The sequence below is a fragment of the Ruegeria sp. CH2 genome, from assembly GCF_056537065.1.
In genome coordinates this window covers 213880-237272 of sequence record NZ_JBQFQV010000004.1, presented here as the reverse complement: position 1 = coordinate 237272, position 23393 = coordinate 213880, and the positions used below count along the sequence as shown (strand labels likewise).

At 57.5% G+C, this 23393-nt stretch carries 25 protein-coding genes; 16 read left to right on the top strand and 9 right to left on the bottom strand.

The annotated features are described in order from the left end of the window. Nucleotides 1-2: 2 nt before the first annotated feature. Nucleotides 3-446: a molybdenum cofactor biosynthesis protein MoaE gene (locus ACR0M9_RS08925; protein WP_480494390.1), complete on the top strand. Its 444-nt coding sequence runs from the start codon at nucleotides 3-5 to the stop codon at nucleotides 444-446. A 55-nt stretch (nucleotides 447-501) separates the two neighbouring features. Here ACR0M9_RS08925 and ACR0M9_RS08920 read toward each other — a convergent pair whose 3' ends face one another. The 3 genes from ACR0M9_RS08920 to ubiA form a co-directional block, all read right to left on the bottom strand. Beyond that, nucleotides 502-822: a hypothetical protein gene (locus ACR0M9_RS08920; RefSeq protein WP_267365430.1), complete on the bottom strand. Its 321-nt coding sequence runs from the start codon at nucleotides 820-822 to the stop codon at nucleotides 502-504. A gap of 1 nt (nucleotide 823) precedes the next feature. Continuing rightward, a complete protein-coding gene (locus ACR0M9_RS08915) occupies nucleotides 824-2743 on the bottom strand; it encodes an OmpA family protein (RefSeq protein ID WP_480483002.1) in 1920 nt (639 codons plus the stop codon). Nucleotides 2744-2807: 64 nt separating this feature from the next. Further along, nucleotides 2808-3770, bottom strand: coding sequence for a 4-hydroxybenzoate octaprenyltransferase (gene ubiA / locus ACR0M9_RS08910; RefSeq protein WP_480773377.1), 963 nt, complete (start codon nucleotides 3768-3770; stop codon nucleotides 2808-2810). A gap of 11 nt (nucleotides 3771-3781) precedes the next feature. Here ubiA and ACR0M9_RS08905 point away from each other — a divergent pair, with 11 nt between their 5' ends. From ACR0M9_RS08905 to pheT, 8 genes are all read left to right on the top strand, one after another. Further along, nucleotides 3782-4507, top strand: coding sequence for a 16S rRNA (uracil(1498)-N(3))-methyltransferase (locus tag ACR0M9_RS08905; RefSeq protein WP_480486558.1), 726 nt, complete (start codon nucleotides 3782-3784; stop codon nucleotides 4505-4507). A 68-nt stretch (nucleotides 4508-4575) separates the two neighbouring features. Then, entirely contained in the window at nucleotides 4576-5349 is a 774-nt protein-coding gene (locus tag ACR0M9_RS08900; RefSeq protein WP_480773376.1) for a GNAT family N-acetyltransferase, read from the top strand. Further along, nucleotides 5346-5873, top strand: a complete 528-nt coding sequence (locus ACR0M9_RS08895) for a hypothetical protein (RefSeq protein ID WP_480773375.1) — start codon at nucleotides 5346-5348, stop codon at nucleotides 5871-5873. The genes ACR0M9_RS08900 and ACR0M9_RS08895 overlap by 4 nt, the downstream gene beginning before the upstream one ends. Nucleotides 5874-5939: 66 nt before the next feature. Further along, nucleotides 5940-7310, top strand: a complete 1371-nt coding sequence (locus ACR0M9_RS08890) for a glutamate--cysteine ligase (RefSeq protein WP_480773374.1) — start codon at nucleotides 5940-5942, stop codon at nucleotides 7308-7310. Between the two features lie 71 nt (nucleotides 7311-7381). After that, on the top strand, nucleotides 7382-8455 hold the full coding sequence (pheS, locus tag ACR0M9_RS08885; protein WP_480483013.1) for a phenylalanine--tRNA ligase subunit alpha: 1074 nt from the start codon (nucleotides 7382-7384) through the stop codon (nucleotides 8453-8455). After that, nucleotides 8452-8964 carry a hypothetical protein gene (locus ACR0M9_RS08880; RefSeq protein WP_480773373.1) on the top strand — a complete coding sequence of 171 codons (513 nt, stop codon included), beginning with the start codon at nucleotides 8452-8454 and terminating at the stop codon, nucleotides 8962-8964. The genes pheS and ACR0M9_RS08880 overlap by 4 nt, the downstream gene beginning before the upstream one ends. 306 nt (nucleotides 8965-9270) lie before the next feature. Next, the gene (locus ACR0M9_RS08875; protein ID WP_480773372.1) at nucleotides 9271-10077 is read left to right on the top strand and encodes a CE1 family esterase; all 807 of its coding nucleotides are present in this window, start codon (nucleotides 9271-9273) and stop codon (nucleotides 10075-10077) included. 78 nt (nucleotides 10078-10155) lie between these two features. Beyond that, nucleotides 10156-12552 (top strand): phenylalanine--tRNA ligase subunit beta, encoded by a 2397-nt coding sequence (gene pheT, locus ACR0M9_RS08870; RefSeq protein ID WP_480773371.1) that lies wholly within the window; start codon nucleotides 10156-10158, stop codon nucleotides 12550-12552. Between the two features lie 43 nt (nucleotides 12553-12595). On the opposite strand, the gene ACR0M9_RS08865 is transcribed toward pheT, so the two are convergent. After that, complete coding sequence (locus tag ACR0M9_RS08865; protein WP_480773370.1) at nucleotides 12596-13480, bottom strand: LysR family transcriptional regulator; 885 nt, start codon at nucleotides 13478-13480, stop codon at nucleotides 12596-12598. Between the two features lie 86 nt (nucleotides 13481-13566). Between ACR0M9_RS08865 and ACR0M9_RS08860 the strand changes: the two genes are divergently transcribed. Further along, nucleotides 13567-14199: a methyltransferase domain-containing protein gene (locus ACR0M9_RS08860; protein ID WP_480486566.1), complete on the top strand. Its 633-nt coding sequence runs from the start codon at nucleotides 13567-13569 to the stop codon at nucleotides 14197-14199. A gap of 74 nt (nucleotides 14200-14273) precedes the next feature. After that, nucleotides 14274-14723, top strand: coding sequence for a YtoQ family protein (locus ACR0M9_RS08855; protein ID WP_480486567.1), 450 nt, complete (start codon nucleotides 14274-14276; stop codon nucleotides 14721-14723). A gap of 47 nt (nucleotides 14724-14770) precedes the next feature. Here ACR0M9_RS08855 and ACR0M9_RS08850 read toward each other — a convergent pair whose 3' ends face one another. After that, on the bottom strand, nucleotides 14771-15469 hold the full coding sequence (locus tag ACR0M9_RS08850) for a glutathione S-transferase family protein (protein WP_480483025.1): 699 nt from the start codon (nucleotides 15467-15469) through the stop codon (nucleotides 14771-14773). 142 nt (nucleotides 15470-15611) lie between these two features. Between ACR0M9_RS08850 and mscL the strand changes: the two genes are divergently transcribed. Together mscL and ACR0M9_RS08840 are read left to right on the top strand one after the other, a co-directional pair. Beyond that, nucleotides 15612-16040, top strand: a complete 429-nt coding sequence (gene mscL / locus ACR0M9_RS08845) for a large conductance mechanosensitive channel protein MscL (protein ID WP_480483027.1) — start codon at nucleotides 15612-15614, stop codon at nucleotides 16038-16040. A gap of 130 nt (nucleotides 16041-16170) precedes the next feature. Then, nucleotides 16171-16959 (top strand): mechanosensitive ion channel family protein, encoded by a 789-nt coding sequence (locus ACR0M9_RS08840; RefSeq protein ID WP_480476890.1) that lies wholly within the window; start codon nucleotides 16171-16173, stop codon nucleotides 16957-16959. 161 nt (nucleotides 16960-17120) lie between these two features. On the opposite strand, the gene ald is transcribed toward ACR0M9_RS08840, so the two are convergent. After that, nucleotides 17121-18239: an alanine dehydrogenase gene (gene ald, locus ACR0M9_RS08835; protein ID WP_480773369.1), complete on the bottom strand. Its 1119-nt coding sequence runs from the start codon at nucleotides 18237-18239 to the stop codon at nucleotides 17121-17123. A gap of 135 nt (nucleotides 18240-18374) precedes the next feature. Between ald and ACR0M9_RS08830 the strand changes: the two genes are divergently transcribed. Continuing rightward, entirely contained in the window at nucleotides 18375-18833 is a 459-nt protein-coding gene (locus ACR0M9_RS08830; protein WP_209506641.1) for an Lrp/AsnC family transcriptional regulator, read from the top strand. 3 nt (nucleotides 18834-18836) lie between these two features. Here the strand turns inward: ACR0M9_RS08830 and ACR0M9_RS08825 are convergent, their stop codons facing one another. Further along, nucleotides 18837-19676, bottom strand: coding sequence for a CPBP family intramembrane glutamic endopeptidase (locus ACR0M9_RS08825; protein ID WP_480773368.1), 840 nt, complete (start codon nucleotides 19674-19676; stop codon nucleotides 18837-18839). 252 nt (nucleotides 19677-19928) lie between these two features. Between ACR0M9_RS08825 and ppk2 the strand changes: the two genes are divergently transcribed. Continuing rightward, nucleotides 19929-20867, top strand: coding sequence for a polyphosphate kinase 2 (ppk2, locus tag ACR0M9_RS08820; RefSeq protein WP_267365547.1), 939 nt, complete (start codon nucleotides 19929-19931; stop codon nucleotides 20865-20867). 48 nt (nucleotides 20868-20915) lie between these two features. Here the strand turns inward: ppk2 and ACR0M9_RS08815 are convergent, their stop codons facing one another. Further along, the gene (locus tag ACR0M9_RS08815) at nucleotides 20916-22043 is read right to left on the bottom strand and encodes a CAP domain-containing protein (protein ID WP_480773367.1); all 1128 of its coding nucleotides are present in this window, start codon (nucleotides 22041-22043) and stop codon (nucleotides 20916-20918) included. A gap of 297 nt (nucleotides 22044-22340) precedes the next feature. Further along, entirely contained in the window at nucleotides 22341-22547 is a 207-nt protein-coding gene (gene rpsU / locus ACR0M9_RS08810) for a 30S ribosomal protein S21 (protein WP_005614280.1), read from the bottom strand. Between the two features lie 111 nt (nucleotides 22548-22658). Here rpsU and ACR0M9_RS08805 point away from each other — a divergent pair, with 111 nt between their 5' ends. Continuing rightward, nucleotides 22659-23351, top strand: a complete 693-nt coding sequence (locus ACR0M9_RS08805; RefSeq protein WP_480773366.1) for a COQ9 family protein — start codon at nucleotides 22659-22661, stop codon at nucleotides 23349-23351. The last annotated feature ends 42 nt before the right edge of the window (nucleotides 23352-23393 follow it).

The following is a 23393-nucleotide window of genomic DNA, read 5'->3' as shown; positions in this document are numbered from 1 at the left end:
CGATGCGGATCGCTGTTCAGCAGGAAGCATTCGATCTGGGCGCCGAGGCCAATGCTTTTGCCGCCGGGGATGATGCCAACGGAGCCATTGTCACCTTCACTGGCGTTGTGCGCGACCTGGCAAGCGGTGATCTGGATGTGATGGAGATTGAACACTATCCGGGTATGACGGAACGGGCGCTGACCAAGATTGCCCAGGAAGCCAAGGAGCGGTGGTCATTGGGTGACGTGCTGGTGATCCATCGTCATGGCCGACTGGCCCCGGGAGACAGGATCATGATGGTGGCGACCGCTGCGCCGCATCGTAAAGATGCGTTTGAGGCAGCGGAATATCTGATGGATTATCTGAAGTCTCGCGCACCTTTCTGGAAGAAGGAAATCACCCACTCTGGTGCGGAATGGGTCGCAGCCAAAGACGAAGACGAAGACGCGCTGACCCGGTGGTAGTGATTTAGCGACCGTTTATTCTTGCAAACTTGGGCGGTGGCGCAAGGTCGTATACTTAATCCGCGTTGTTGATCCGTCCGCGCAGTTCTTCGGCCTCCTGACGCGCGGCCCGCAGGCCATCCATAGCAGCTGCCAGCTCGGCCTCTGTCTGGGTTAGCTGGTTTGTCAATTCGGCCTCACGTTGCTGCAAATAGGTGATGGCCTGATCGCGGGTTTCCTCGGCCTCGTGCAACTCCTGACTCATCCGATCCAGATCGGCAACGTCGCTTTGACTTACTCGGGACAGGCGGTGCGCCAACCAGTTGGCAAACCAGCCCATGCAGAAGGCGGCGAACAGGATAATGGCAGTTACAATGACGAATTCTGTTCTGTTCAACTTACTGGTCCCCTGCATCCGCATCTGGTGCGGTCGTGTCGGTTTGGTCCTCTGCGGAAGTCGCAGCCTCGGCCTCAAGCGCTTCAAGGCCTGTTTCTCTACCCTCAACAGGCTCAGGGCGGATCAGACGGAACTCGATCCGGCGGTTTTCTTCCCGACCCTCTTCGGTGTCGTTGTCAGCGATGGGTTGCGTTTCCCCATACCCCACGGCGGTGTAGCTGCTGGTAGGAATGCGCCGCCCGCGCAGCTCGTTCAGAATGGATTGCGCCCGCGCCTGGCTGAGTTGTTGGTTCATCTCTTCACGGCCCTGACTGTCTGTGTGGCCCTGAATCTCCATACGGATCGGACCGCAGTCGCGCAGGATATCCGCAATCTGGTTCACCACATCGCGCGAGTCTGATGCAATCGTGGCCGATCCGGGCTCAAAGGCGATTTTGCTGGTGGCCTGAATTTCAGCAATTTGGGCCTCGCAGACTTCCGGGTCGGGCAGGGCGTCCTCGGGTTCCGGTGGGGGCTGATAGGTGATGGTCAGGGTGTATTCCTGCCCCTCGCCCAACTTGTCGGACAATTGACCTGCGATGCGGGCCTTGGCGTCTTCTTCGTGGCTGAGGCCGATCAGTTCGACCGTATCGGGTGTTACGGTCAATACGCCGTTGTGGAGCTGACCCAAAGCCTCCAGACCGGCCAGAACACGTACAGGCCAGTCCGTCGGGAGATCCGAAACGATGCGGGTGGCAGTATATACCTGATCGGATCCAAAGGCCGCGCGCGCGTAGCTGTCGACCATGTCGCGCAGAGTTTCATCACCCAGCCGTCCGCGCAATTGCACCAGCCCTTCAGGGCTGCGGGTGGCCGAGAACTCGACCGGGCCATTTGGGTTCGTTGTCTCAGGCTCGGGCAATACGGCGTGCAAGGCGAAGACCGCAGGCAGCTCGGTTTCAAGCTCGCCCACAACCCGGTCGAACAACGCAGGATCGGTTCCCTCCGCTGCGATCAGGGTAATGTCCGCGTCTGACATGGTGACCGAACCCTGGCCTATCCGGAACAGCGCCTGAATGCTTTTCTCGGCTGCTTCTGGCCAGCGTGGCGATGGTTCGCCCAAGGCGATGGTGCAGGAATAAGGCCCCGTTAACCCGGCGTTTTTCGCGGCGGCCACGATTCGGTCACGTGCCTTCTCATCCTGCGCCGAGCAGGCGTCAAAATGCCCGCCTTCTTCGTCGATCAGGTAACGCAAAGTAAATGGAGTGACGACCGGGCGAGGTGCTGAAATTGCCAGCCCAACCCGCAGGCTGGGCGGTGCCGTACGCGTCAGGTCGCGTTCCAGTTTTTGTTTTTCTTGCTGACTGTTGGCAATTGCCGTGATCCTGACCAGATCCGGGCTGGCGGAAATTTTGGCGCGGGGCAGGTGGGTCAGGGCCTCCAACGCGTAAGATATTGCGGCATCCCACCCTTTGGGCTTTGGGTAATCTGCTGTTTCCATCAGGTCCGAAATGGCAACAGATCTGTCCAGATTGCCAAGCCGTTGGATCAGCTTGTCCCTGTTCTCACTGGCGGGGATCAGACCTATCACCGAAATTCCACTGTCATTTCGCAGGATTTCTACCGAAAAGCGCGGTGCTGCGAGGGCGGAAGTTGCGATAACCTCCATTTCGTCGATTACGCGGGATGTATCAACTTCGGTTCCCGCAGCGGTCAGCGCGTTAAAGCGGGTCGCTTCATCTGGCGCTGTACCGGTCAGGACCACCCGCAAACCATCGGCTTCGACCTCGGCCCAATCGTGTCCTTTCAGGTCCAGCGAGCGCCGTACAGCGAGTTCCGATGATTCTTCGATCTCGGTAACAGCATAGCTGGCCGCCAGAAGTGACAGGCCAGCTGATACAAGAAAGATCAGGGAAACAGCGATAAAATACGGCAGACGCATGTTTGGGTTTGGCACTCCTCAGGCGTTTGCGCCGATCTTTACAGGCCCCGTTCAGCGGGTGCAATCAGAGCAACAAGGCGACGCAAAGGAAGATCAGCGGAATAAAGCCGGTATCGCGGTTGGCCCGAAACAGCAGCAGCAGCTTGGCGTTGTCTTCGGTATCAAGCCCGCGCAATTGCCACATCATGTGCCAGCCCATGGCCCAGGGGCCGCAAAGCGCGACCCCCAACGCCAGAATTGACGCGTCAGGCACCCCGGCATCAATAATGGCCAGCCCCATCAGCGATACTGTTGCGACCAGAAAATACTTCAGCCATTTCGCCGTGTCGGTGCCGAACAGGCGCGCGGTGGATTTGATGCCGACCAGTTCATCGTCCTCGGTATCCTGATGTGCATAGATCGTGTCATAGAACAGGGTCCAGGCGATGCCGGACAGGTACAGCGTGCCAGCAGGCCAGCCGAGCGACCCGCTATGCGCCGTCCAGGCCAGTAATGCGCCCCAGTTGAAGGCCAGCCCCAGAAAAACCTGAGGCCACCAGGTAAACCGCTTGGCAAACGGATAAACGGTCACCGGCAGCAAAGATAACACACCCATGGCAATCGCCGCCTGATTGAAGCTGAGAAGAATGCCGAGCGCCAGAAGGCTTTGCAGTATCATCCAGGCCGCAGCTTGCCGGACACTGACTTGCCCCGACGGTATCGGGCGCGAGCGTGTGCGTTCAACCTGTGCGTCGAATTCCCGGTCTGTAATGTCGTTCCACGTGCAACCGGCACCTCGCATCAAAAAAGCTCCGAATGCGCAGCCTAGGGCAATCCACAGATCTTCCCAACGCGGTTGACCGTCATGCAGGATGGCCAGCGCCAGCCCCCACCAACATGGAAGCAGCAACAGCCATGTGCCGATGGGCCGGTCCGCGCGGCTGAGGCGCAGATACGGTCGGGCAAAGGCTGGGGCATATGTGTCGACCCAGTTGCCGGTGACGGCATCGGCGACTTGACCATCTGGTGTTGGGGCATTGCCTTGCATATGTAGGTCTCATGAGTGCGAAAATCAGACTGTATGTAGAGCAGCCCTTGGGTCAGGGGCAATCGGTTCCTTTGACGCGCGATCAGGCGCACTATCTGTTTGGCGTCATGCGACTGCCGGTTGGCGGAGCAGTGGCGCTGTTTAACGGCAAAGATGGAGAGTGGCTGGCCGAGGTGGCCGAGTCCGGAAAACGCGGCGGAGCTCTGACCTGTGTCAGGCAGACCAAACCTTTGCAGCTGCCCCCCGACCTGTGGCTCCTGTTTGCGCCGATCAAAAAGGCGCGCACTGATTTCATTGTTGAAAAAGCCGCTGAAATGGGCGCGGCTCGCATCCTGCCAGTTCAGACCGAATTCACCAACGCAGACCGTATCCGGCAAGACCGGCTTCAGGCTCATGCAATCGAAGCCGCTGAACAATGCGGAGGAACCTACGTGCCCGAGGTGGCAGACCTTCAGCGGCTGGACCGCGTGCTGAAGACCTGGCCTGAAGGTCGACAGTTGATGTTCTGCAACGAAGCCGAGGTCGGTTCGGCCCTGCGGCTGGCAGCGAATGAAAAAGGGCGCGCCTGGGCGATTCTCATCGGCCCGGAGGGCGGGTTTTCCAACGCTGAGCGTGCGCGGCTGTCGGCTTTACCCTATGCGCATGTGGTCAGTCTTGGCCCGCGTATTCTGCGGGCGGATACAGCGGCGGTGGCCGCATTGACCATGTGGCAGCAGGCATTGGGGGATTGGTCGTGATTCGCGAGGCGGTTCAATCGGATGCCCCGGCGCTTGAGAGGTTTCTGTCCCGCTACCCTGACAGTTCAATGTTTTTGCGCAGCAATTTGGCGGCCCACGGGGTGGGGTTGAATGCGAATGAATATTCCAGTCGCTACTTCATCTGGGGTGAGGATCAGGTTCAGGGTGTCTTCGGGCTCGGCAAGAAGGGCTATCTGATGGTTCAATTGCCCAACGCCGAAACCGAAGCTGTCGAGTGTTTCGCGCGGATGATCGAAGGCGAAACCGTTTTGGGTATGACGGGAGATGCACCTCAGGTCGAGCTGACGTTGGGCGCTCTGGGATTGGGGCAGGCGAAGTACCGGTTGAATCACGATGAACCGCTTTATCGACGTGACCTGCGAGGTCTGACTGAGGCACCTGTTCCTTATCGCGCTTTGCGCGCCGAGGATCGGTCAAGACTGCACACTTGGTTCGCGGATTACTTCGAAGATACTGGACAGGCCGCAGGCGAAGAGGCGCGTGAGCTGGCGGCAGAGCGCGTCGAGGCGGAATTGACCGCAAGTAGGGCGATTGTCCTGATGGAAGGCGACGCGCCGGTTGCCATGGCGTCTGTAAATGCCAGGGTTCACGACCAAGTTCAGGTCGGTGGAGTTTTTGTTCCACGTAAAAACAGAAATCGTGGCCTGGGTCGACGGGTCACGACCGCATTGATGCAGAAAGCAAAATCCGAGGGCGCGGCGGCCGCGATCCTGTTTGCGAACAACGCACCTGCAGCCCGTGCCTATGAGGCGATTGGGTTCCAACAGGTGGGTTGGTACAAGGTCGCTTTGCTGCAGGAACCGCAAAGGGTGCTCTCATGAGTTTCATCCGACCCGAGGCAAAACTGGCGCTTTGGCGTTGGCGCGAGGTTCTGGTTGCGGCTTTTGTCCTGATCCTTGGTCTGAGCTGGATCAGCGGGCCGGGTGGGCTGTTGGCCTGGATAGGCTGGTTTCTGATTGTCGTGTCAGCGGCTTTGACTGTGATCGGCATACAGCGCGCGCGCTTCAGAACAGGTGTGGGCGGGCAAGGTGTCGTGACGATTGATGAAGGTCAGATCACTTATCTGGGCCCCTTGGACGGCGGCATCGTCGCGTCCCGCGAAATTGAGCGTCTGGCCCTTGACCCGACCTCCGACCCCGCACATTGGGTTCTGGATCAGCCGGGCCAGCCAACGCTTCACATTCCTGTGAATGCAGAAGGAGCCGAGGCGTTGTTCGACGTGTTCTCAAACCTGCCTGGCCTCAAAACCGAGCAAATGCTGTCGGAACTCAACGGCAAATCGCAGCATCCGGTCGTTATCTGGGAACGTACACCGTCGCGCCCGGCGCATCTGCCGTTGCATTGACACTGGCGCCATTTCCGACCACCACTTGACCTTCAAAACAGACACAGCAGGATCGGAGCACGGTTCATGTCCATCCCTCAGTCCGGCGGCGGTCCGATCGAACGCCATGAACAACTGGCCGAATATCTGGAATCGGGTTGCAAACCCAAGCAAGATTGGCGCATCGGCACCGAGCATGAGAAATTCGGCTATTGCAAGGACACGCTGAAACCTCTGCCTTTTGAAGGAAAGCGATCCATTGTCGCCGTGTTGGAGGGGTTGCGGGATCGCCACGGCTGGGGAGAGGTCCGTGAATCCGGTCATCTGATCGGTCTTGAAAAGGACGGCGCAAATGTCAGCCTTGAACCGGGTGGCGCGCTGGAGCTGTCGGGTGCCCCTCTGGAGACGATCCATGAAACCTGCGATGAGGTGAACACTCACCTGCGCGAGGTGAAGGATATCGCCGATGAGATCGGTGTGGGATTCATCGGTCTGGGCGCGGCGCCGATCTGGACGCATGACCAGATGCCGCTGATGCCCAAGGGGCGGTATCGGCTGATGAACGATTATATGGAAAAAGTCGGCACCATGGGCCGCGCCATGATGCGGCGGACGTGTACCGTTCAGGTTAATATCGACTTCGGGTCCGAAGCCGACATGGTACAGAAACTGCGCGTGGCGCTGGCATTGCAGCCGGTAGCGACGGCGCTGTTTGCCAATTCTCCGTTCTTCGAAGGTAAAGTGAACGGTCAGAAAAGCTGGCGCAGCCATATCTGGCGACATCTGGACGATGCGCGCACGGGCATGTTGCCCTTCGTGTTCGAGGATGGCTTTGGATTCGAACGCTATGTCCAATACGCGCTCGATGTGCCGATGTATTTCGTCTACCGCGACGGGCAGTACATTAATGCGCTGGGCATGTCGTTCCGAGATTTCCTCAAGGGTGAGTTGCCTGCATTGCCGGGTGAAACGCCGACCCTGTCGGATTGGGCCGATCACCTGACAACGGCCTTTCCCGAAGCGCGGATCAAGAAGTTCATGGAGATGCGCGGCGCGGATGGTGGCCCTTGGCGACGGCTTTGCGCCTTGCCCGCCTTCTGGGTCGCGCTGACCTATGACCAAACCGCGCTGGATGCGGCGTGGGATCTGGTCAAGGGCTGGGATGCTGAAACGCGCGAGGCGCTGCGTGTTGCGGCGGCCAAAGACGGGCTTCAAGCGCAGGTTGGCAACGTCAACATGCATGATCTGGCGCGTGAAGTTGTGGCAATCTCCGAGGCGGGCCTGAAAGCCCGTGCGCGCCCTGGTGCTGGTGGTTTGGTCCCGGATGAGACGCATTTCCTGAACGCGTTGAAGGAAAGCATCGACACCGGCAAGGTTCCGGCAGATGAGTTGCTGGAACACTACAATGGCGACTGGAATGGCGACCTGACCCGGATTTATCCCGAATACAGCTATTGATGCGCACCGTCCCGCTTGCATTCGCGGGGCGGGGCCGATAGCAGGTTCTCGACCAAATTCAGAGGGCCGTCATGGACGATCTTAAGGCAAAGTATCTGGGCCAAATCGCCGAAGCAGGCGACGAAAACGCGCTTGAGGCGATCCGCGTCGCGGCTGTTGGCAAAAAAGGCGAGGTCGCGCTGAAGATGCGCGAGCTGGGCAAGATGACGCCCGAGGAACGTCAGGTCGCAGGCCCGGCGCTGAATGCCCTGAAGGATGAGATTAACTCGGCGCTGTCCGCCAAGAAAGCCGCGCTGGCCGATGTTGCACTGGATGAGCGCCTGCGGACCGAATGGCTGGACGTCACCCTGCCGACCCGCCCGCGCCGTCAGGGGTCAATCCACCCGATCAGCCAGGCGACCGAGGAACTGACCGCGATCTTTGCTGAACTGGGCTTCTCGGTGGCCGAAGGGCCGCGTGTTGAAGACGACTGGTACAATTTCGACGCGCTGAACATCCCCGGTCACCACCCCGCACGGGCCGAGATGGACACGTTCTATATGCACCGCGCCGAGGGTGATGACCGCCCGCCGCATGTGCTGCGCACCCATACCTCGCCTGTCCAGATTCGCTCGATGGAGAAACAGGGTGCACCGATCCGCGTAATCTGTCCGGGCGGCGTGTACCGCGCCGATTACGACCAGACCCACACGCCGATGTTCCATCAGGTCGAGGGGCTGGCCATCGACAAGGACATCTCGATGGCGAACCTGAAATGGGTTCTGGAAGAATTCGTGAAAGCCTTCTTTGAGGTCGACGATGTCGAACTGCGCTTCCGCGCCTCGCACTTCCCCTTCACCGAGCCATCGGCCGAGGTTGATATCCGCTGTTCGTGGGATAACGGTCAGCTGAAGATCGGCGAGGGCGACGACTGGATGGAGATTCTGGGTTCCGGCATGGTCCACCCCAAGGTGATCGCCGCTGGAGGGATCGACCCCGAGGTCTATCAGGGTTTTGCGTTCGGGATTGGCATCGACCGTCTGGCGATGCTGAAATACGGCATTCCGGATTTGCGGGCGTTCTTTGATAGCGACCTGCGCTGGCTGCGCCACTACGGGTTTGCGGCGCTGGATATGCCGAACCTGCATGGTGGTTTGAGTCGGTGAGTATCGGCCAGTTTTTCCTAGGCCTAGTGACAATAATAGTCGCTACGGTTGTCTACCGTTGGCAAAAAATGGTGGAAAGGGAAACTGAGCTTCAACAGAGGCAAAGAGAGCTTTTCGCCAAGTATCTGACCCTCACGCACGAACATTTTCTTTCCCAGCCTTACAAAGGGCAAGAATACACCGACGAGCAACTGGCGGGCTTCTTGGGGATATCGAAAGCAGAGATTGATATATACACCACACGCGATCAGGTTGCTTTGATAGCGTCAGATCGTATCTGGAATGCAGTTAGTTCTCATGACAAAAAGTTTCGCGCGTGGAAGGTTGCTTTCCCTCCGGCGGGTGATGCTAGCCCTGAAAACTCCGAGAAAGCTAAGGCGGCAGCAAGGGAACTTCAGCAATCTCATGCGCAGCTGCTGAGAATAATGCGAACGGAACTTGCGGAGCATCATCAATTCAGATTTCCAAGATGGATGCAAAAAATGTTGAGCAAAGAGCCATCCAAATAGCTTGCGCGGAGCAAAGGCCGGTAGGCCGCCGCGCCATCGCCAGACCGCCCGGACGGGCTGGCGATTTGTCTCCGCAGGTGCCCTGTTTCAACGACACACAAAATTGGTGACCACAAACTGCCCAGCTAAAGGTTTGATCGCCATTCCGCGGTCTGGCTATGGCCCGGCTTGATGCTTTGACCTGACGTAGGGCGGGCTTCAGCCCGCCATGTGCGGTGGGTGGGTGCCGGGCTGAAGCCCGGCCTACGATCGGACCACACCGATATGTTAAGTGACAGGGCGGAATGCCCCGTTAGGGTCGGGTGCATGATCTGTCGATTGCTCTGCCTTCTTCTGCTGATGACCGCGCCCGCCTTTGCCATGGGCCCCTGGAAAACCGAATGCCACGGCGTTATTGCCTGTGATCTCGGTGACCGCTCGTATCACGTTCTAGAACCTGATGGCTGGGATGGTGAAACACCTCTGCCCGTGCTGCTGCATTTCCATGGTTGGGCGCGGCAGGGCACCGTGGTTGTGAACCACGAACGGATTGCCGGGGCCACGAAACGTCGGGGCGTGCTGCTGGTTGCCCCGAACGGTTTGGGCAAAAGCTGGAATTTCTGGTCCGCACGCTCGGATGATGTGCCTTTTGCCGACCGGGTGCTGGAGGACGTGGCCAAGCGCTATCCGATTGACCCTGACCGCATCTATGTCTCGGGTTATTCCTTCGGCGGTGCGATGGCGTGGCGCTATGTGTGCCAGTCGGGCAATGACATCGCTGCTTTGCTGGCCGTTGCGGGCAGCATTCGCCAGACAGAAAACTGCCCCGAAGCCCCGCGTGAGGCGCGCCATGTACACGGGCTCAGCGATACGGTGATGGATTTTCCTTATGGCGCGAATGGCGACACGACCCATCCGGTCTCGCTTTGGCGTGAAAAGTACAATTGCAACGGAGCGACCCCGCGGGGTGATTGGAGTGTGGAACCGTTCCTGACGCTTAGCCGAGTGGAATGGACCGATTGCACGCAGGGGCAGGTGACGCTGGACACGCATCCCGGCGGGCATTTCATCCCGCATGGCTGGATTGGGCGGCAGTTGGATGAGCTTTTGGGCCGCACCCCCAGCTATCCGTGACGCGCAGCGCTTGCACCCCGGCGCATTCTTTGCCATTGCCTGTGCCGACTGGATGTTTGCCAAAAAAGGCCCCGTGCAATGAAATTCACTCTGTCCTGGCTGAAAGACCACCTCGACACTGATGCTTCGGTTGATGAAATCGCCGAGGTGCTGACCGATCTCGGGCTTGAGGTCGAAGAGATCGTGAACCCGGCCGAACGGCTGGCAGGTTTTACTCTGGGCTATGTGAAACACGCCGAGAAACACCCTGACGCGGACAAGCTGCGCGTTTGCAAGGTCGATACAGACGAGGGCGAGCTACAGATCATCTGCGGTGCGCCAAATGCGCGTGAAGGGATCACCGTCGTGGTCTGCAAACCGGGCATGTACATCCCTGGCCTGGACCTGACCATCAGTGTCGGCAAGATCCGTGGCGTCGAAAGCTTTGGCATGATGGCGTCCGAGCGTGAGCTGGAGCTGTCGGATGAACATGATGGCATCATCGAACTGCCTTCGGGCGAAGTGGGTGATACATTCGTGGACTGGCTTGCAGAAAACGACCCGTCCAAAGTCGATCCGATGATCGAAATCGCGATCACTCCGAACCGCCCGGATGCGTTGGGGGTTGAAGGGATTGCGCGCGATCTGGCCGCGCGTGGAATTGGCACGTTGAAGCAGCGTGATTATACGCCTGTTCCGGGTGATTTCGAGTGCCCGATCAAGGTGACGATCGACGAGGACACGCTGGACGGAGCGCCGCATTTCACCGGCCGTTTGATCCGTGGCGTGAAGAATGGCCCCAGCCCGCAATGGCTGCAGGATCAGTTGAAGGCCATAGGTCTGCGTCCGATCTCGGCGCTGGTGGATATCACCAATTACATGACCTACGATCACAACCGCCCGTTGCACGTGTTCGACGCCGACAAGGTGCAGGGCAACCTGCGGGTGCACCGCGCCAAAGGCGGCGAGACGCTGGTCGCACTGGATGAAAAAGAATACACGCTGCAACCCGGAATGATGGTGATTTCGGATGACAAGGGCCCGGAATCGATTGCGGGCATCATGGGCGGTGAGGAAACCGGATGTACCGAGGAAACGGTAAACGTTTTCCTCGAAAGCGCGTTCTGGGATCATGTGCAAATTGCGCTCACAGGCCGTGCGCTCAAGATCAATTCCGACGCGCGCTATCGGTTCGAGCGCGGTGTCGACCCGGAGTACACCCGCGAGGGGCTGGAACACGCGACCCAGATGATTCTGGACATCTGCGGCGGAGAAGCCTCCAACGTGGTTGAGGCCGGCAAAGCGCCGAACCATGCGCGCGCCTACAAGCTGAATGCGGAAAGGGTGCAGTCTCTGGTCGGGATGGATATTCCCGAAAGCGAACAGCGACAGACCCTGACCCGTCTGGGCTTTCGTCTGGAAGGCGAGATGGCCCATGTCCCCAGCTGGCGCCCGGATATCCTGGGCGAGGCCGATCTGGTGGAAGAGGTCGCGCGGATTGCTTCCTTGACCAAGCTGCAAGGCCGGCCGTTGCCGCGCGTGACCGAGGGGATACCGAAACCGGTGATGACCCCGGCGCAGCGCCGTCAGTCCATGGCGCGCCGTACCTGCGCGGCGCTGGGTTATAACGAATGCGTCAGTTATACGTTCATTGATCAGGCTTCGGCGGCTTTGTTCGGTGGTGGCGATACTACGACCATGCTGGAAAACCCGATCTCATCCGAGATGAGCCATATGCGCCCCGATCTGCTGCCCGGCCTGTTGCAGGCTGCCGCCCGCAATCAGGCGCGCGGATTCGCGGATGTCGCCCTGTTCGAGGTCGGTCCGGTCTTTCACAATGGCGAGCCGGGTGATCAGAAAACCCAGATCACCGGCCTGCTGGTAGGACGTTCTGGCCCCAAGGATGTGCACGGTGCTGCGCGCCCAGTGGACGTGTTCGACGCCAAGGCAGATGTCGAGGCTGTTCTGGCCGCCGTTGGCGCGCCCGAAAAGGTTCAGATTCTGCGCGACGGCGATCCATGGTGGCATCCGGGTCGTCATGGCAAAATCTGTCTGGGTCCGAAAAAAGTACTGGCTGTCTTCGGAGAGTTGCACCCGCGCGTTTTGCAGGCGATGGACATAAAAGGTCCGGTAATGGCATTCACCATCTGGCCGGACGAAGTGCCTTTGCCCCGCAAATCTGGTGCCACCCGCGCTGCGCTGGAACTGCGCGACTTGCAGGCGGTCGAGCGTGATTTTGCTTTTGTCGTCGATGCCGATGTCGAAGCGCTGACGCTGGTAAACGCAGCCGCAGGCGCTGACAAGGCACTGATTGAGGGCGTGCGTGTCTTTGACGAATTCATCGGCGGCAGCCTTGGCGAAGGCAAAAAGTCCCTTGCCATTACAGTGCGCCTGCAACCGACCGAGGCGACTCTGAAGGAAAAAGACATCGAAGCTGTGGCCGAGAAGATCATTGCCAAGGTTGCCAAGGCGACGGGTGGGGTCCTTCGCGGTTAGAGCTCTGAGGCTCCAATGGAAAGCGCGCCTTCGGGCGCGTTTTTTATTTGGACAGGAACTTGGTCAGTAAGTCATAGACCAGCCGGATGCGGCGGCTGGTGTGCAACTCGCGATGCGTGGTCAACCAGATCGGAAATGTGATAGCCTCCATCCCGGGGCACACACGCTCCATACCTGGTGCCGCATCACCGACGGTCTGCGACATGGGCGCTATGCCAAAGCCTTGTTTGGCATATTCCCAAGCCACTATTCCGTTCTGAGACCCAAGCCGGAAATTCTCGTTGGTCAGGTGAATGCCAAGCGGTTTCAGATAGGCGATCATCTGATTGTCGTCGCCGAAGCTGATGAACTCATGCCGTGAAAGGTCCTGCTTTGATTTCGGGCGTCCCGCACGGTTGAGATACTCTGTGGTTGCATAGAAATGCCCCGACGCCTCCTGTACCAGCTTCGCGATTAGGTCGGGTTGATCAGGACGGACATGGCGGATCGCGATATCTGCCTCGCGCCGCATAAGATCCTGAATATCGTTTGAGGCAATCACGTCAATCCGCAGGCGCGGGGCTTGCGCCCGGATTTCGCGCAGCAGGTCGGGCAAGACATAGGCCGACATCACGTCACTGGCGGTGATGCGAACCCGGCCTTCAATGGATTGTGCCTGTCCGGACGCCGTCAGCGCGATGCGGTTGGCGGCGTCCCCCATTTTGCGAGTATGATCCAGCAGCTCCAATCCGGCCTGAGTGATCTCAAGAGTTCTGCCAGCCCGTTCAAACAGCATCACGCCCAGGTCCTGTTCAAGCGCTGCTATCTGACGACTCAGCGTAGGCTGGGTTTGCCGTAGCTGCCGTGCCGCTGCGGAAAATGACCCGGTTTCAGCCGTCGCCAGAAAGGCCCGGATGTGGTTCCAATCAAAATCGCCAAACTCATTCATACAAAAATGTATAGTAAACCTGCAAATTTCGGCAATTTATATTCGGTCTGCGCATGAATAAATTCTCGCCGAAAGGAGACTCCTCAATGACCACCACTGCGAAATTCTGGGATGGAGTGGCCGAGAAATATGCCCGCTCGCCCATCAAAGACATGGCTTCGTACGAGCATACACTGGAACGGACAGCGTCTTACCTGAAGAAATCCGATGATGTTCTGGAACTTGGGTGCGGCACAGGCATGACTGCTCTGAAGCTGTCCGGATATGTAGGATCTATCACTGCAACCGACGTGTCCCCCGGTATGTTGGCCGTTGGACGTCGAAGCGCCGCTTCGCAAAGCATCGAAAACGTCACCTTTGCCGAGGCTGATGTAAATCGACCGCCTGAGGGTTCATTTGATGCGGCGCTGGCATTCAATCTTTTGCATCTGGTCGAAGATCTGGATCTGACACTGAGCCAAATACATTCGGTCCTTAAACCCGGCGGACTGTTTATTTCGAAAACTTTTTGCCGGCCGTCCAGCGCGGCGAGCCTGAAGTATTACGCTATTCGTCTCGCGCTTCCGATCATGCAGTTCTTTGGTAAGGCTCCGTTTGTGCGATTCCTGCCTGAGGCGGATCTTGATGCGGCCCTTGAACGCGCCGGGTTCAGCATCATCGAGAGCGACAGTTTCCCAATACGTGACGCCCGCCGATTCCTAGTGGCTCGTAAAATGTAAGGTTTTTCCGGAATTCGCGTTGGGCTTTGGGTGTTGGACCCTTAAATTGGTCGGGAACAACATCGGAGTTTGCCATGGGCCTGAACGTTTATCTTTCCGGAGAAATCCACACCGACTGGCGTGATCAGATCATCGATGGGGCGCAAGGGTTGGACGTGACCTTCAACAGCCCCGTTACCGATCACGCGGCCAGTGATGATTGTGGTGTGGCCATTCTGGGGGCCGAGCCGAACAAGTATTGGCACGACCACAAGGGAGCGATGGTCAATGCGATCCGAACCCGCAAGGGGATTGCGGATGCGGATGTTGTCGTCGTCAGGTTTGGTGACAAGTACAAACAGTGGAACGCCGCCTTTGACGCGGGTTATGCTGCAGCACTGGGCAAGTCTATCATCGTTCTGCACGGCCCGGATCATCAGCACGCGCTGAAAGAGGTTGATGCCGCCGCACTGGCCGTGGCGGAAGAACCTGCTCAGGTGGTCGAAATTCTGCGTTACGTGCTGACAGGTGCTCTGCCCGGCTGATCGATGAAAGGGGCGCCGGTTTGGCGCCCCGTTTCTTTCAACTGTTATCAGTCTCGTGCCGGTATGGCTTTGCCGCGCTGAACCGCTGGGCGTTGGAAGAAACGATCAACATAAGCGACGACATTGGAATAGCCGTCCCAATCAACGACATCCTTCGCGCCATAGAAATCCAGTGCATTCAGCCACGGGGCAAGCGCGATATCCGCGATGGAATATTCGCCCGCGATCCAGTCTTGTCCTTCCAGTTGCGTATTCACCACGTTCAGCAGGCGCTTGGCTTCGTTGATGTAACGCTCGCGCGGGCGCGGATCTTCTATCGCGCTGCCAGCGAATTTGTAGAAAAACCCGAGCTGGCCAAACATTGGCCCGATGCCGCCCATCTGAAACATCAGCCATTGGGTGATCCGGTGCTTGTCTGCTGCGGTTTGGCCAAGGAACTTGCCCGTTTTCTCGGCCAGATACAGCAGGATTGCACCGCTTTCGAACAGGGCCAGCGGTGCACCGTCGGGTCCGTTGGGGTCGATTATCGCCGGGATCTTGTTGTTCGGGTTCAGCGACAGGAACTCGGGACTTTTGACATCCGAGTCTGCCAGGGTCACCAGATGCGCCTCATAGGGCAGGCCGGTTTCCTCAAGCATGATCGAGGCTTTGACGCCGTTTGGCGTTGGATAGGAGTAGAGTTGAAGGACCTTGGGATCTTTTGCAGGCCATCTGTCGGTTACGAAAAAAGGCGCAAGTTGAGACATGGTAACTCCTGAGAAATGCCATTTGGGGAAAAATAGGGTGGCTTTCCCCTAAAAAACATACCCTTATTCATGCGTTTAACGCACAATTCCTATGCGCTCATGCGTGAACAGAAGCGTGGTCTTAGAAAACAAGAGGGATGCTATGCTGGAAGAATTCAAGACATTCATTGCCAAGGGCAATGTCATGGACATGGCGGTTGGTATCATTATCGGTGCCGCGTTTACCGCAATTGTTACCTCGTTGGTGGGCGATCTGATCAATCCGCTTATTGGATTGTTCACAGGGGGTATCGACTTTACGAACAATTACGCCGTTCTTGCAGGCGACGTGGCCGAAGGTGCCAGCCTTGAAGCGGCACGTGAAGCAGGCGCATCCGTCTTTGCCTATGGTGCCTTTATTATGGCGATCATCAATTTCCTGATCATCGCCTGGGTCGTCTTCATGTTGGTAAAAATGGTGAACAAGGTCAAAGACGCTGCCGAAGCAGAGGAAGAAGCGGTTGAAGAGGCACCCGCAGGTCCCAGCGAACTGGACATCCTGATGGAAATCCGGGACGCTTTGAAGAAGTAGGCCTGTCGTTTCGTCGCGACATCGGGCTCCGCACCAATCGCGGAGCCTGTTTTATGAGAATTGACGAACAGAAAACACGAGGAAATTCGAGATGGAACAAACCGCCGACTTGGCCGAGCAGGCGATTGGTATGGCCAATCTATACTTGCCCATTGCCTTGAATGCAGCGAAAGCTCTGATCGTTCTTGTTTTGGGTTGGATCGCCGCCCGAACGATCGCGAGTGTTGTACGCCGCCGGATCAACAAAACACCACAGATCGACCCGACACTTGGGAATTTTGCCGCCAGTGTGATCAAGTGGGCAATTCTGGCCATAGTTCTGGTCGCCGTTCTGGGGATCTTCGGGATAGAAGCCACCAGTATCGTCGCTATTCTGGGTGCTGCCTCGCTGGCTGTCGGGTTGGCACTTCAGGGTACGTTGAGTGATCTTGCGGCCGGTGTGATGTTGGTGGTTTTCCGGCCCTACAAGCTTGGACAGTATGTGGATATCGGTGGCACGGCAGGAACCGTTATGGACCTGAGCCTGTTCACGACCGAGCTTGTGACCCCCGACAACGTTCAGATCATTGTTCCAAACGGTCAGGCATGGGGGTCGATCATAACCAATTATTCAGCCCATGACACACGACGTGTCGATCTGGTGTTTGGAATTGATTACGGGGACAGCGCAGATACCGCCATGCAGATCATTCTGGATGTGGCCAAGGCCGACCAGCGCATTCACAGCGACCCTGAACCCTGGGTGCGGGTCACGAATCTGGGCGACAGCTCAGTCGATCTGACTGCGCGGCTATGGTGTGCCGCAGCCGATTACTGGGACGTCAAGTTCGAGCTTACGAAGGTGGTGAAAGAGGCGTTTGACGCCAAAGGTGTTTCGATTCCGTATCCGCATTCGGTCGAAATTCAAAAACAGGGGTGACAGCTGGCGCTCATTGTGTGGGCGAGCATTCATCCCTTCCGCGTATTGAAAAGGGCACCGCGCAGAAACGCGGTGCCCTTTTTTGTGAAAGCCGTCGGTTCGATACCGACCGCGCCACCCTGTGAATTGCCATCAACAGGCAACTTCAGGAGTGGAGGTACTTACGATTTGACCACCACATTTGGCGAAACAACATCGATGCCAAGGGCCTTGCCAACGGCATAGTATGTCAGTTTGCCAGCATGAACGTTCAGACCTTCCATCAGGTGCGGATCGTCCTGACATGCCTGTTTCCATCCTTTGTCGGCCAACGACAACATGAACGGCATTGTGGCATTGCCCAGTGCGATGGTCGAAGTGCGCGCGACAGCACCCGGCATGTTGGCAACGCAGTAATGCATGATGCCATCGACATCGTAGATCGGATCGGCATGGGTGGTGGCTTTTGACGTCTCAAAGCAACCGCCTTGGTCGATGGCGACATCCACCAGTACTGCGCCGGGTTTCATCGTCGACAGCTGAGCACGCGACACCAGTTTCGGTGCGGCTGCGCCGGGGATCAGAACAGCACCGATGACCATATCGGCGTCCTGGATCAGTTCTGCGGTCGCACCTGCTGTCGAAAACTGGTTCTTGAAAGTTCCGCCAAAGACATCGTCCAAGTAGCGCAGACGCGGCAGCGACCGATCCAGAACGGTGACATCAGCCCCCATTCCGGCGGCAATCTTGGCCGCGTGTGTCCCGACGACACCGCCGCCAATCACAACCACTTTGGCCGGGCCAACGCCGGGAACGCCACCCATCAGAACCCCACGGCCGCCATTGGCCTTCTGCAGGGTCCAGGATCCGACCTGAGGGGCCAGACGACCCGCGACCTCGGACATAGGTGCCAGCAGCGGCAGACCGCCGTTGGCATCCGTTACGGTCTCATACGCGATTGCGGTACAGCCCGACTCCAGCAGGTCATGCGTCTGATCCGGGTCCGGAGCCAGGTGCAGATAGGTGAACAGCAACTGTCCTTCACGCAGCATCTTGCGTTCAACCGCCTGCGGTTCCTTGACCTTGACGATCATGTCAGCGGTGGCAAACACCTCTTCCGCGGTGTCAATAATTTGCGCGCCTGCGGCGACATAGGCGTCATTGTCGAAGCCTGCGCCGATGCCCGCGCCGGACTCGATCAGGACTTGGTGTCCGCGAGCGACCGCTTCCTGAGCAGCATTGGGCGTCATCCCGACGCGGAATTCCTGAGGTTTGATTTCCTTGGGGCAACCGATTTTCATTGGGCTCTCCGTTCATAAGCTGCTTAAATTATGTGCATTTCGTGGCGCAATTTCTGTGAAAGAAAACGTGTCGGTAGACTTTTCTTTGGAAGAATTTCCCGTACTATTCAAAAAACTCGCAAAGGAATTGCAGGAATGAGCCTGGACACGACTGATCGAAAGATTCTGGCCGCACTTCAGAAGAATGGCAGGATGTCGAATTCGGAACTGTCTGAACAGGTCAACCTGTCTCCATCTGCGTGCCACCGCCGCGTTCAACGATTGGAGGTTGACGGCTATATCCGCAACTATGTGGCTCTGCTGGATGCGCGGAAAATGAACGTGCCTACCACCGTCTTTGTCGAGATCACGCTACAAGGCCAGGCCGAAGAGGTTCTGGATGTGTTCGAAAAGGCGGTGGCCCGAATACCAGATGTGCTGGAGTGCCATCTGATGGCCGGAACCGCAGACTACATTCTGAAGGTCGTGGCGGAAAACACAGAAGATTTCGCGCGTATCCACCGGCAATACTTGTCGCGCTTGCCTGGGGTGGCGCAGATGCAAAGTTCATTTGCGCTGCGTACCGTGTTCAAGACCACGGCCTTGCCGGTCTGACCGTCATAACGGGCCGGGATAGGTGAACAGCAGCAGGTGGGTCAGATTGAACCCGAAATGCATCGCAACAGGCACCCAAAGCCGACCGGTTGCAAAATATCCCAACCCGCACCCCAGCCCGAGAAGGGATGCGAATACCACAAGCGCGGGTCCTCCGCCGATATGCGCCAATCCAAAGAGCAGGCTGGCAGCGACCAGACCGCCTGTTGCCCCAAGGCGCAAGGTAATGGCCGACTGCAAGTAGCCGCGAAAGAACGCCTCTTCCGTAAGACAAGTCAGAAACAGGTTGGACAGGCAAAATACCAGCCACCAATAAGGGGCTGAGAGGTCCACGCGCACGGCGCGCAGCGATAGACCCAGCAGAAACAGGCCGGGCAGAATCAGAAAACCCGCTAGCAAAGGTTTTATTCTGGTCTTGATTGGGCTGTTCAGCATTCCGGGCCAAGCCAGAAGAACGGCAAAGAAGACCATGGGTTTGTCCAGATTCAGGTGCAGTGTGAAACTTGTGCTCGAGGCACTTGCCTGCACCTGATCCAGCAGTTTCAAATTGTTGAATCCTGGCAACAGATGTGCCCCCAATGCCAGGCACCACAGGATCAACAGCGTATGCCCCGCAATAGCCAGCAGACCTGTCTGGCGAGGGAGGAAGAAGGCCACGATCAGACCAAGCGCCACCGCCACGATTGCTGTCGGTGACATCAGTCCGGTAACCGAGGCGACACTGACGAACAGAACCAGCAGGGCATACGCAAGTCCGGTTCGTCGCCCCATCGCCGCGACTTGCGCTGTGATCAAGATCAGCCAGGGCCAAGTGACCGGCAATGTCGAAAAGAAATACGTCACGGCGTTCTCGTCTGAATTGTGGACCCAGTCATGCCGCACAAAAACAAGGCAATGCAAGCAACCTGAAAGCGCGTGATTGGCGCCTCGTGTCAATTCTTGTGCTTGTATCCTTTGGGCCAGACGTACAAATTCGGGTAAAAGACCATATACCCGTCCAGACCCTGATTTCCGATATAGACTGCTGCAACGGATCGGCTTCGATTTATCTGATGACATCAGGCGGTTACACAGGCCCGATATGGTTCGAACCCGATGACTGAGAAGGAGCTGATCTTGGCTTACGAGAACGATGGGGGCACCAAGAACTGGCTTGAGGCCGAATTGGAAGACACGCTGGATGAAGACTTCGAAATCGAGTTCAGCGAGCCTATGCTGTCGATGGAAGTCCGCAAAATCTATCGGGACCAGCACCCCGAAATGCTGGATCGCAAAGTCTATTTCCGAAACCTGCTGCGGTTGCAGGCCGAGTTGATCAAGGTGCAGGATTGGGTTCAGCACACTGGCGCCAAGGTTTGTATCCTGTTTGAAGGCCGTGATAGTGCGGGCAAGGGGGGCGTGATCAAACGGATCACGCAGCGCCTGAACCCCCGTGTCGCCCGTGTGGTCGCTCTGCCAGCCCCCAGTCGCCGCGAGCAGAGCCAATGGTATTTTCAACGCTACGTGCCGCATCTGCCTGCTGCGGGTGAAATCGTCTTGTTCGACCGCTCGTGGTACAACAGGGCGGGGGTTGAGCGAGTGATGGGCTTTGCGTCCGAGGATCAGGTTGAACAGTTCTTTCAGGACGTTCCCGAATTTGAACGGATGCTGGTGCGGTCAGGGATCATTCTGCTGAAATACTGGTTCTCGATCACGGATGAAGAGCAACAACTGCGGTTCCTCATGCGTATTCACGATCCGATGAAACAGTGGAAACTGTCACCGATGGATCTTGAATCCCGCATTCGCTGGGAGGCGTACACGAAGGCCAAGGAAGACATGTTGTTTCGAACCAACATACCAGAAGCACCGTGGTATATCGTTGAGGGCAATGACAAGAAACGCGAACGTCTGAATTGTATCGAGCATCTGTTGACAAGAATCCCCTACGAAGACGTGCCACAGGAAAAGGTCAATTTGCCTGACCGGCGGTACAATCCTGAATACGAGCGGCGGGTATTGCCAGACGAGCTTTACGTCCCAAAGATTTACTGAGCAACGCATGCGAGGCCGGCAGGGCCGACCTCGCACAATTTCAAGTGATCAGGCTGCATCCATCATGCAGTCATGGGTGAAGATATTGATCATGAAGACATCGCAGCCATCGTCTTCGGTCGTTTCGGTGTCGACAGGCTCAATCTCGGTCTCCGGAGTGGTATCTATGGTCGGCAGGGTATCGACATCGTCGACATCTGCCACATCAGTGCCGTCATTCATGTCGTCGCGCCAATCAAACTCGTCAAACTGCGTTTGCAGGTTTTCAAGGAAGCTGGCGATTTCATCCAGGAATGCCTGAATGTCAAAGCAGAAGGCTTCCGGCTCACCACCATCGACGACTTCAGTATCGGGCGTTTCAGGTTGCGGGTCTTCGGTTTCGGTAACGTCAGTATCCGGCGCTTCAGGTTCCGGTTCTTCAGTTTCGGTTACGTCAGTGTCCGGTGTTTCGGGTGTTGTTTCCTCGGTACCGGGGGTTTCAGGTTCCGGTTCTTCGGTCTCAGTGACGTCGGTATCAGGTGTCTCGGGGTCCGGCTCTTCCGTCTCTGTGACATCGGTGTCCGGTGTTTCGGGTGTTGGTTCCTCGGTTCCGGGGGTTTCGGTCCCAGGCTCTTCGGTCTCGGTGACGTCAGTATCCGGGGTTTCGGTTTCTGGTTCCTCGGGCTCAGCAACCTCGCCCGGTGTTGTCGGAGGAACGGGCGGGGCGTTTGTATTGCCGTTGTCCAGCATGACAGCCGCGTCGGTTGCGGCAAAGTTTTGCGTGACCATCACGGCATCGAAGCCTTGCATGTCACCGGTTTCGATCCCGATCCCGATATACTTGAAATCCGGGTTCAGGATATTGGCGCGGTGACCCGGACTGTTCATCAGGTTTTGATGCAACTGGGCGACATCGTCGCTGATACCCGGCGCGCCGCGTTCGGACTGCCATGCGATGTTTTCCCCGGTGCGCCAGCTTCCTTCAAGATCGAACCCCGCGTTTTGCATCCGCTGGGTTGCGCTGGAACCGCCTGAACCGGTGTGGCTGAAGGTGTCTGTATTCAACATCCAGGTGCTGTGATCTTCGGACGAGTCGTTCAGCTGCGTTTCAAGCTGCAGCGGGTTGAGCCCGCGGGATGTGCGCTCCTGGTTTATCAGCGCCAGCATCTCGCGTTCGTATGTACTTGCAGTCGACATATTTGCCTCCGTTTGTGTTTGTGTCCTTGCGGACGGGCTCACTTAGAGGCGGGGATGTCGGGGGCGATAGAGGGCGGTGCATATCAGGCGAGTTTTGGCGGCGCGATGCTACCGAGACGAGATTCGCTGCGCTGCAAAGCGCCGGGCAAAACACTGCCTGTACGGAATTGGCAGCTTGCCGCACAACCTGAACCACGAGTCGGCGGATTGTATCCGAGCCCTGAAACGACAAACCCCCGGGCCATGCCTCGGGGGTCGTCAAATAGTGTCATCCAAAGCTGGACGAAATCAAAGATCTTAAAGCAGACCTTCGCGCTGGGCTTTCTTGCGCGCCAGTTTACGGGCACGGCGAATCGCTTCAGCTTTCTCGCGCGCTTTTTTCTCGGACGGTTTCTCGAAATGTTGCTTGAGCTTCATTTCACGGAACACGCCTTCGCGCTGCAGCTTTTTCTTCAGGGCACGAAGCGCCTGATCGACGTTATTGTCGCGAACACTAACCTGCATGTGGTTGTCACCACCTTTCTAGATAGAGTTGCAAGGAAATTGCAGGAGTTGGCCGTATAGCAAAGCCGCCCTAACTTGTCTAGTACTGGGCCTGACAACCGGAGAACCGTCATGACCACCACATATGAAGATGCAAAACGGCAGCTTTTGGACGCGATGCTGAACCATGTTCCTTTCGACGGCTGGTCGGAAGCCAGCTTTCGCGCCTCGGTTTCCGATTGTGGTCTGGATGACGGTTTGGCACGTGCAATCTGCCCGCGTGGGGCGGTTGATCTGGCATTGGCCTTTCATGCGCGCGGCGATCAGGTGATGCTGGACCGCCTCAGGTCCGAGGACATGAGCGGGCTAAAATTCCGCGACAGGATTGCCGCTGCGGTCAGGTTCCGGTTGCAGGCTGTTGAAGACAAAGAGCTGGTGCGCCGGGGCATGACGCTGTTTTCCCTGCCAGCATATGCGGCCGATGGGGCCAAGGCGTTATGGCAAACCTGCGATCTGATCTGGGACACGCTGGGCGATACGTCGGAAGATGTGAACTGGTACACCAAACGGGCAACCTTGTCGGGGGTCTATTCCTCGACCTTGCTGTTCTGGCTGGGCGATGACAGCCCGAACCATCAGCGCACGTGGGAGTTTCTGGATCGCCGGATCGCAAATGTCATGGAGTTCGAAAAGCTCAAGGCTCAGGTGCGTGACAACCCGGTGTTGAAACCCTTTCTTGCAGTTCCGAACTGGCTGGCGGGTCAGGTGAGGGCGCCGTCCAAGATGCGGGGTGATCTGCCGGGCATGTTGAACCCCAGAAAGTAACGCGTCTTGGTGCTGGGCCTTGCCTCTGATGCCTGTTAGGCA

Bases quoted from the DNA above. Each gene is read 5' to 3' on its own strand.
- ACR0M9_RS08840 (WP_480476890.1), top strand. From the start codon at position 16,171: ATGGCCAATCTATACTTGCCCATTGCCTTGAATGCAGCGAAAGCTCTG.
- ubiA (WP_480773377.1), bottom strand. From the start codon at position 3,770: ATGCAAGGCAATGCCCCAACACCAGATGGTCAAGTCGCCGATGCCGTC.
- ald (WP_480773369.1), bottom strand. From the start codon at position 18,239: ATGAAAATCGGTTGCCCCAAGGAAATCAAACCTCAGGAATTCCGCGTC.
- mscL (WP_480483027.1), top strand. From the start codon at position 15,612: ATGCTGGAAGAATTCAAGACATTCATTGCCAAGGGCAATGTCATGGAC.
- ACR0M9_RS08855 (WP_480486567.1), top strand. From the start codon at position 14,274: ATGGGCCTGAACGTTTATCTTTCCGGAGAAATCCACACCGACTGGCGT.
- ACR0M9_RS08860 (WP_480486566.1), top strand. From the start codon at position 13,567: ATGACCACCACTGCGAAATTCTGGGATGGAGTGGCCGAGAAATATGCC.
- ACR0M9_RS08850 (WP_480483025.1), bottom strand. From the start codon at position 15,469: ATGTCTCAACTTGCGCCTTTTTTCGTAACCGACAGATGGCCTGCAAAA.
- ACR0M9_RS08875 (WP_480773372.1), top strand. From the start codon at position 9,271: ATGATCTGTCGATTGCTCTGCCTTCTTCTGCTGATGACCGCGCCCGCC.
- pheT (WP_480773371.1), top strand. From the start codon at position 10,156: ATGAAATTCACTCTGTCCTGGCTGAAAGACCACCTCGACACTGATGCT.
- ACR0M9_RS08805 (WP_480773366.1), top strand. From the start codon at position 22,659: ATGACCACCACATATGAAGATGCAAAACGGCAGCTTTTGGACGCGATG.
- ACR0M9_RS08905 (WP_480486558.1), top strand. From the start codon at position 3,782: ATGAGTGCGAAAATCAGACTGTATGTAGAGCAGCCCTTGGGTCAGGGG.
- ACR0M9_RS08895 (WP_480773375.1), top strand. From the start codon at position 5,346: ATGAGTTTCATCCGACCCGAGGCAAAACTGGCGCTTTGGCGTTGGCGC.
- ACR0M9_RS08900 (WP_480773376.1), top strand. From the start codon at position 4,576: ATGTTTTTGCGCAGCAATTTGGCGGCCCACGGGGTGGGGTTGAATGCG.
- ACR0M9_RS08830 (WP_209506641.1), top strand. From the start codon at position 18,375: ATGAGCCTGGACACGACTGATCGAAAGATTCTGGCCGCACTTCAGAAG.
- ACR0M9_RS08925 (WP_480494390.1), top strand. From the start codon at position 3: ATGCGGATCGCTGTTCAGCAGGAAGCATTCGATCTGGGCGCCGAGGCC.
- ppk2 (WP_267365547.1), top strand. From the start codon at position 19,929: ATGACTGAGAAGGAGCTGATCTTGGCTTACGAGAACGATGGGGGCACC.
- ACR0M9_RS08815 (WP_480773367.1), bottom strand. From the start codon at position 22,043: ATGTCGACTGCAAGTACATACGAACGCGAGATGCTGGCGCTGATAAAC.
- ACR0M9_RS08915 (WP_480483002.1), bottom strand. From the start codon at position 2,743: ATGCGTCTGCCGTATTTTATCGCTGTTTCCCTGATCTTTCTTGTATCA.
- rpsU (WP_005614280.1), bottom strand. From the start codon at position 22,547: ATGCAGGTTAGTGTTCGCGACAATAACGTCGATCAGGCGCTTCGTGCC.
- pheS (WP_480483013.1), top strand. From the start codon at position 7,382: ATGGACGATCTTAAGGCAAAGTATCTGGGCCAAATCGCCGAAGCAGGC.
- ACR0M9_RS08865 (WP_480773370.1), bottom strand. From the start codon at position 13,480: ATGAATGAGTTTGGCGATTTTGATTGGAACCACATCCGGGCCTTTCTG.
- ACR0M9_RS08890 (WP_480773374.1), top strand. From the start codon at position 5,940: ATGTCCATCCCTCAGTCCGGCGGCGGTCCGATCGAACGCCATGAACAA.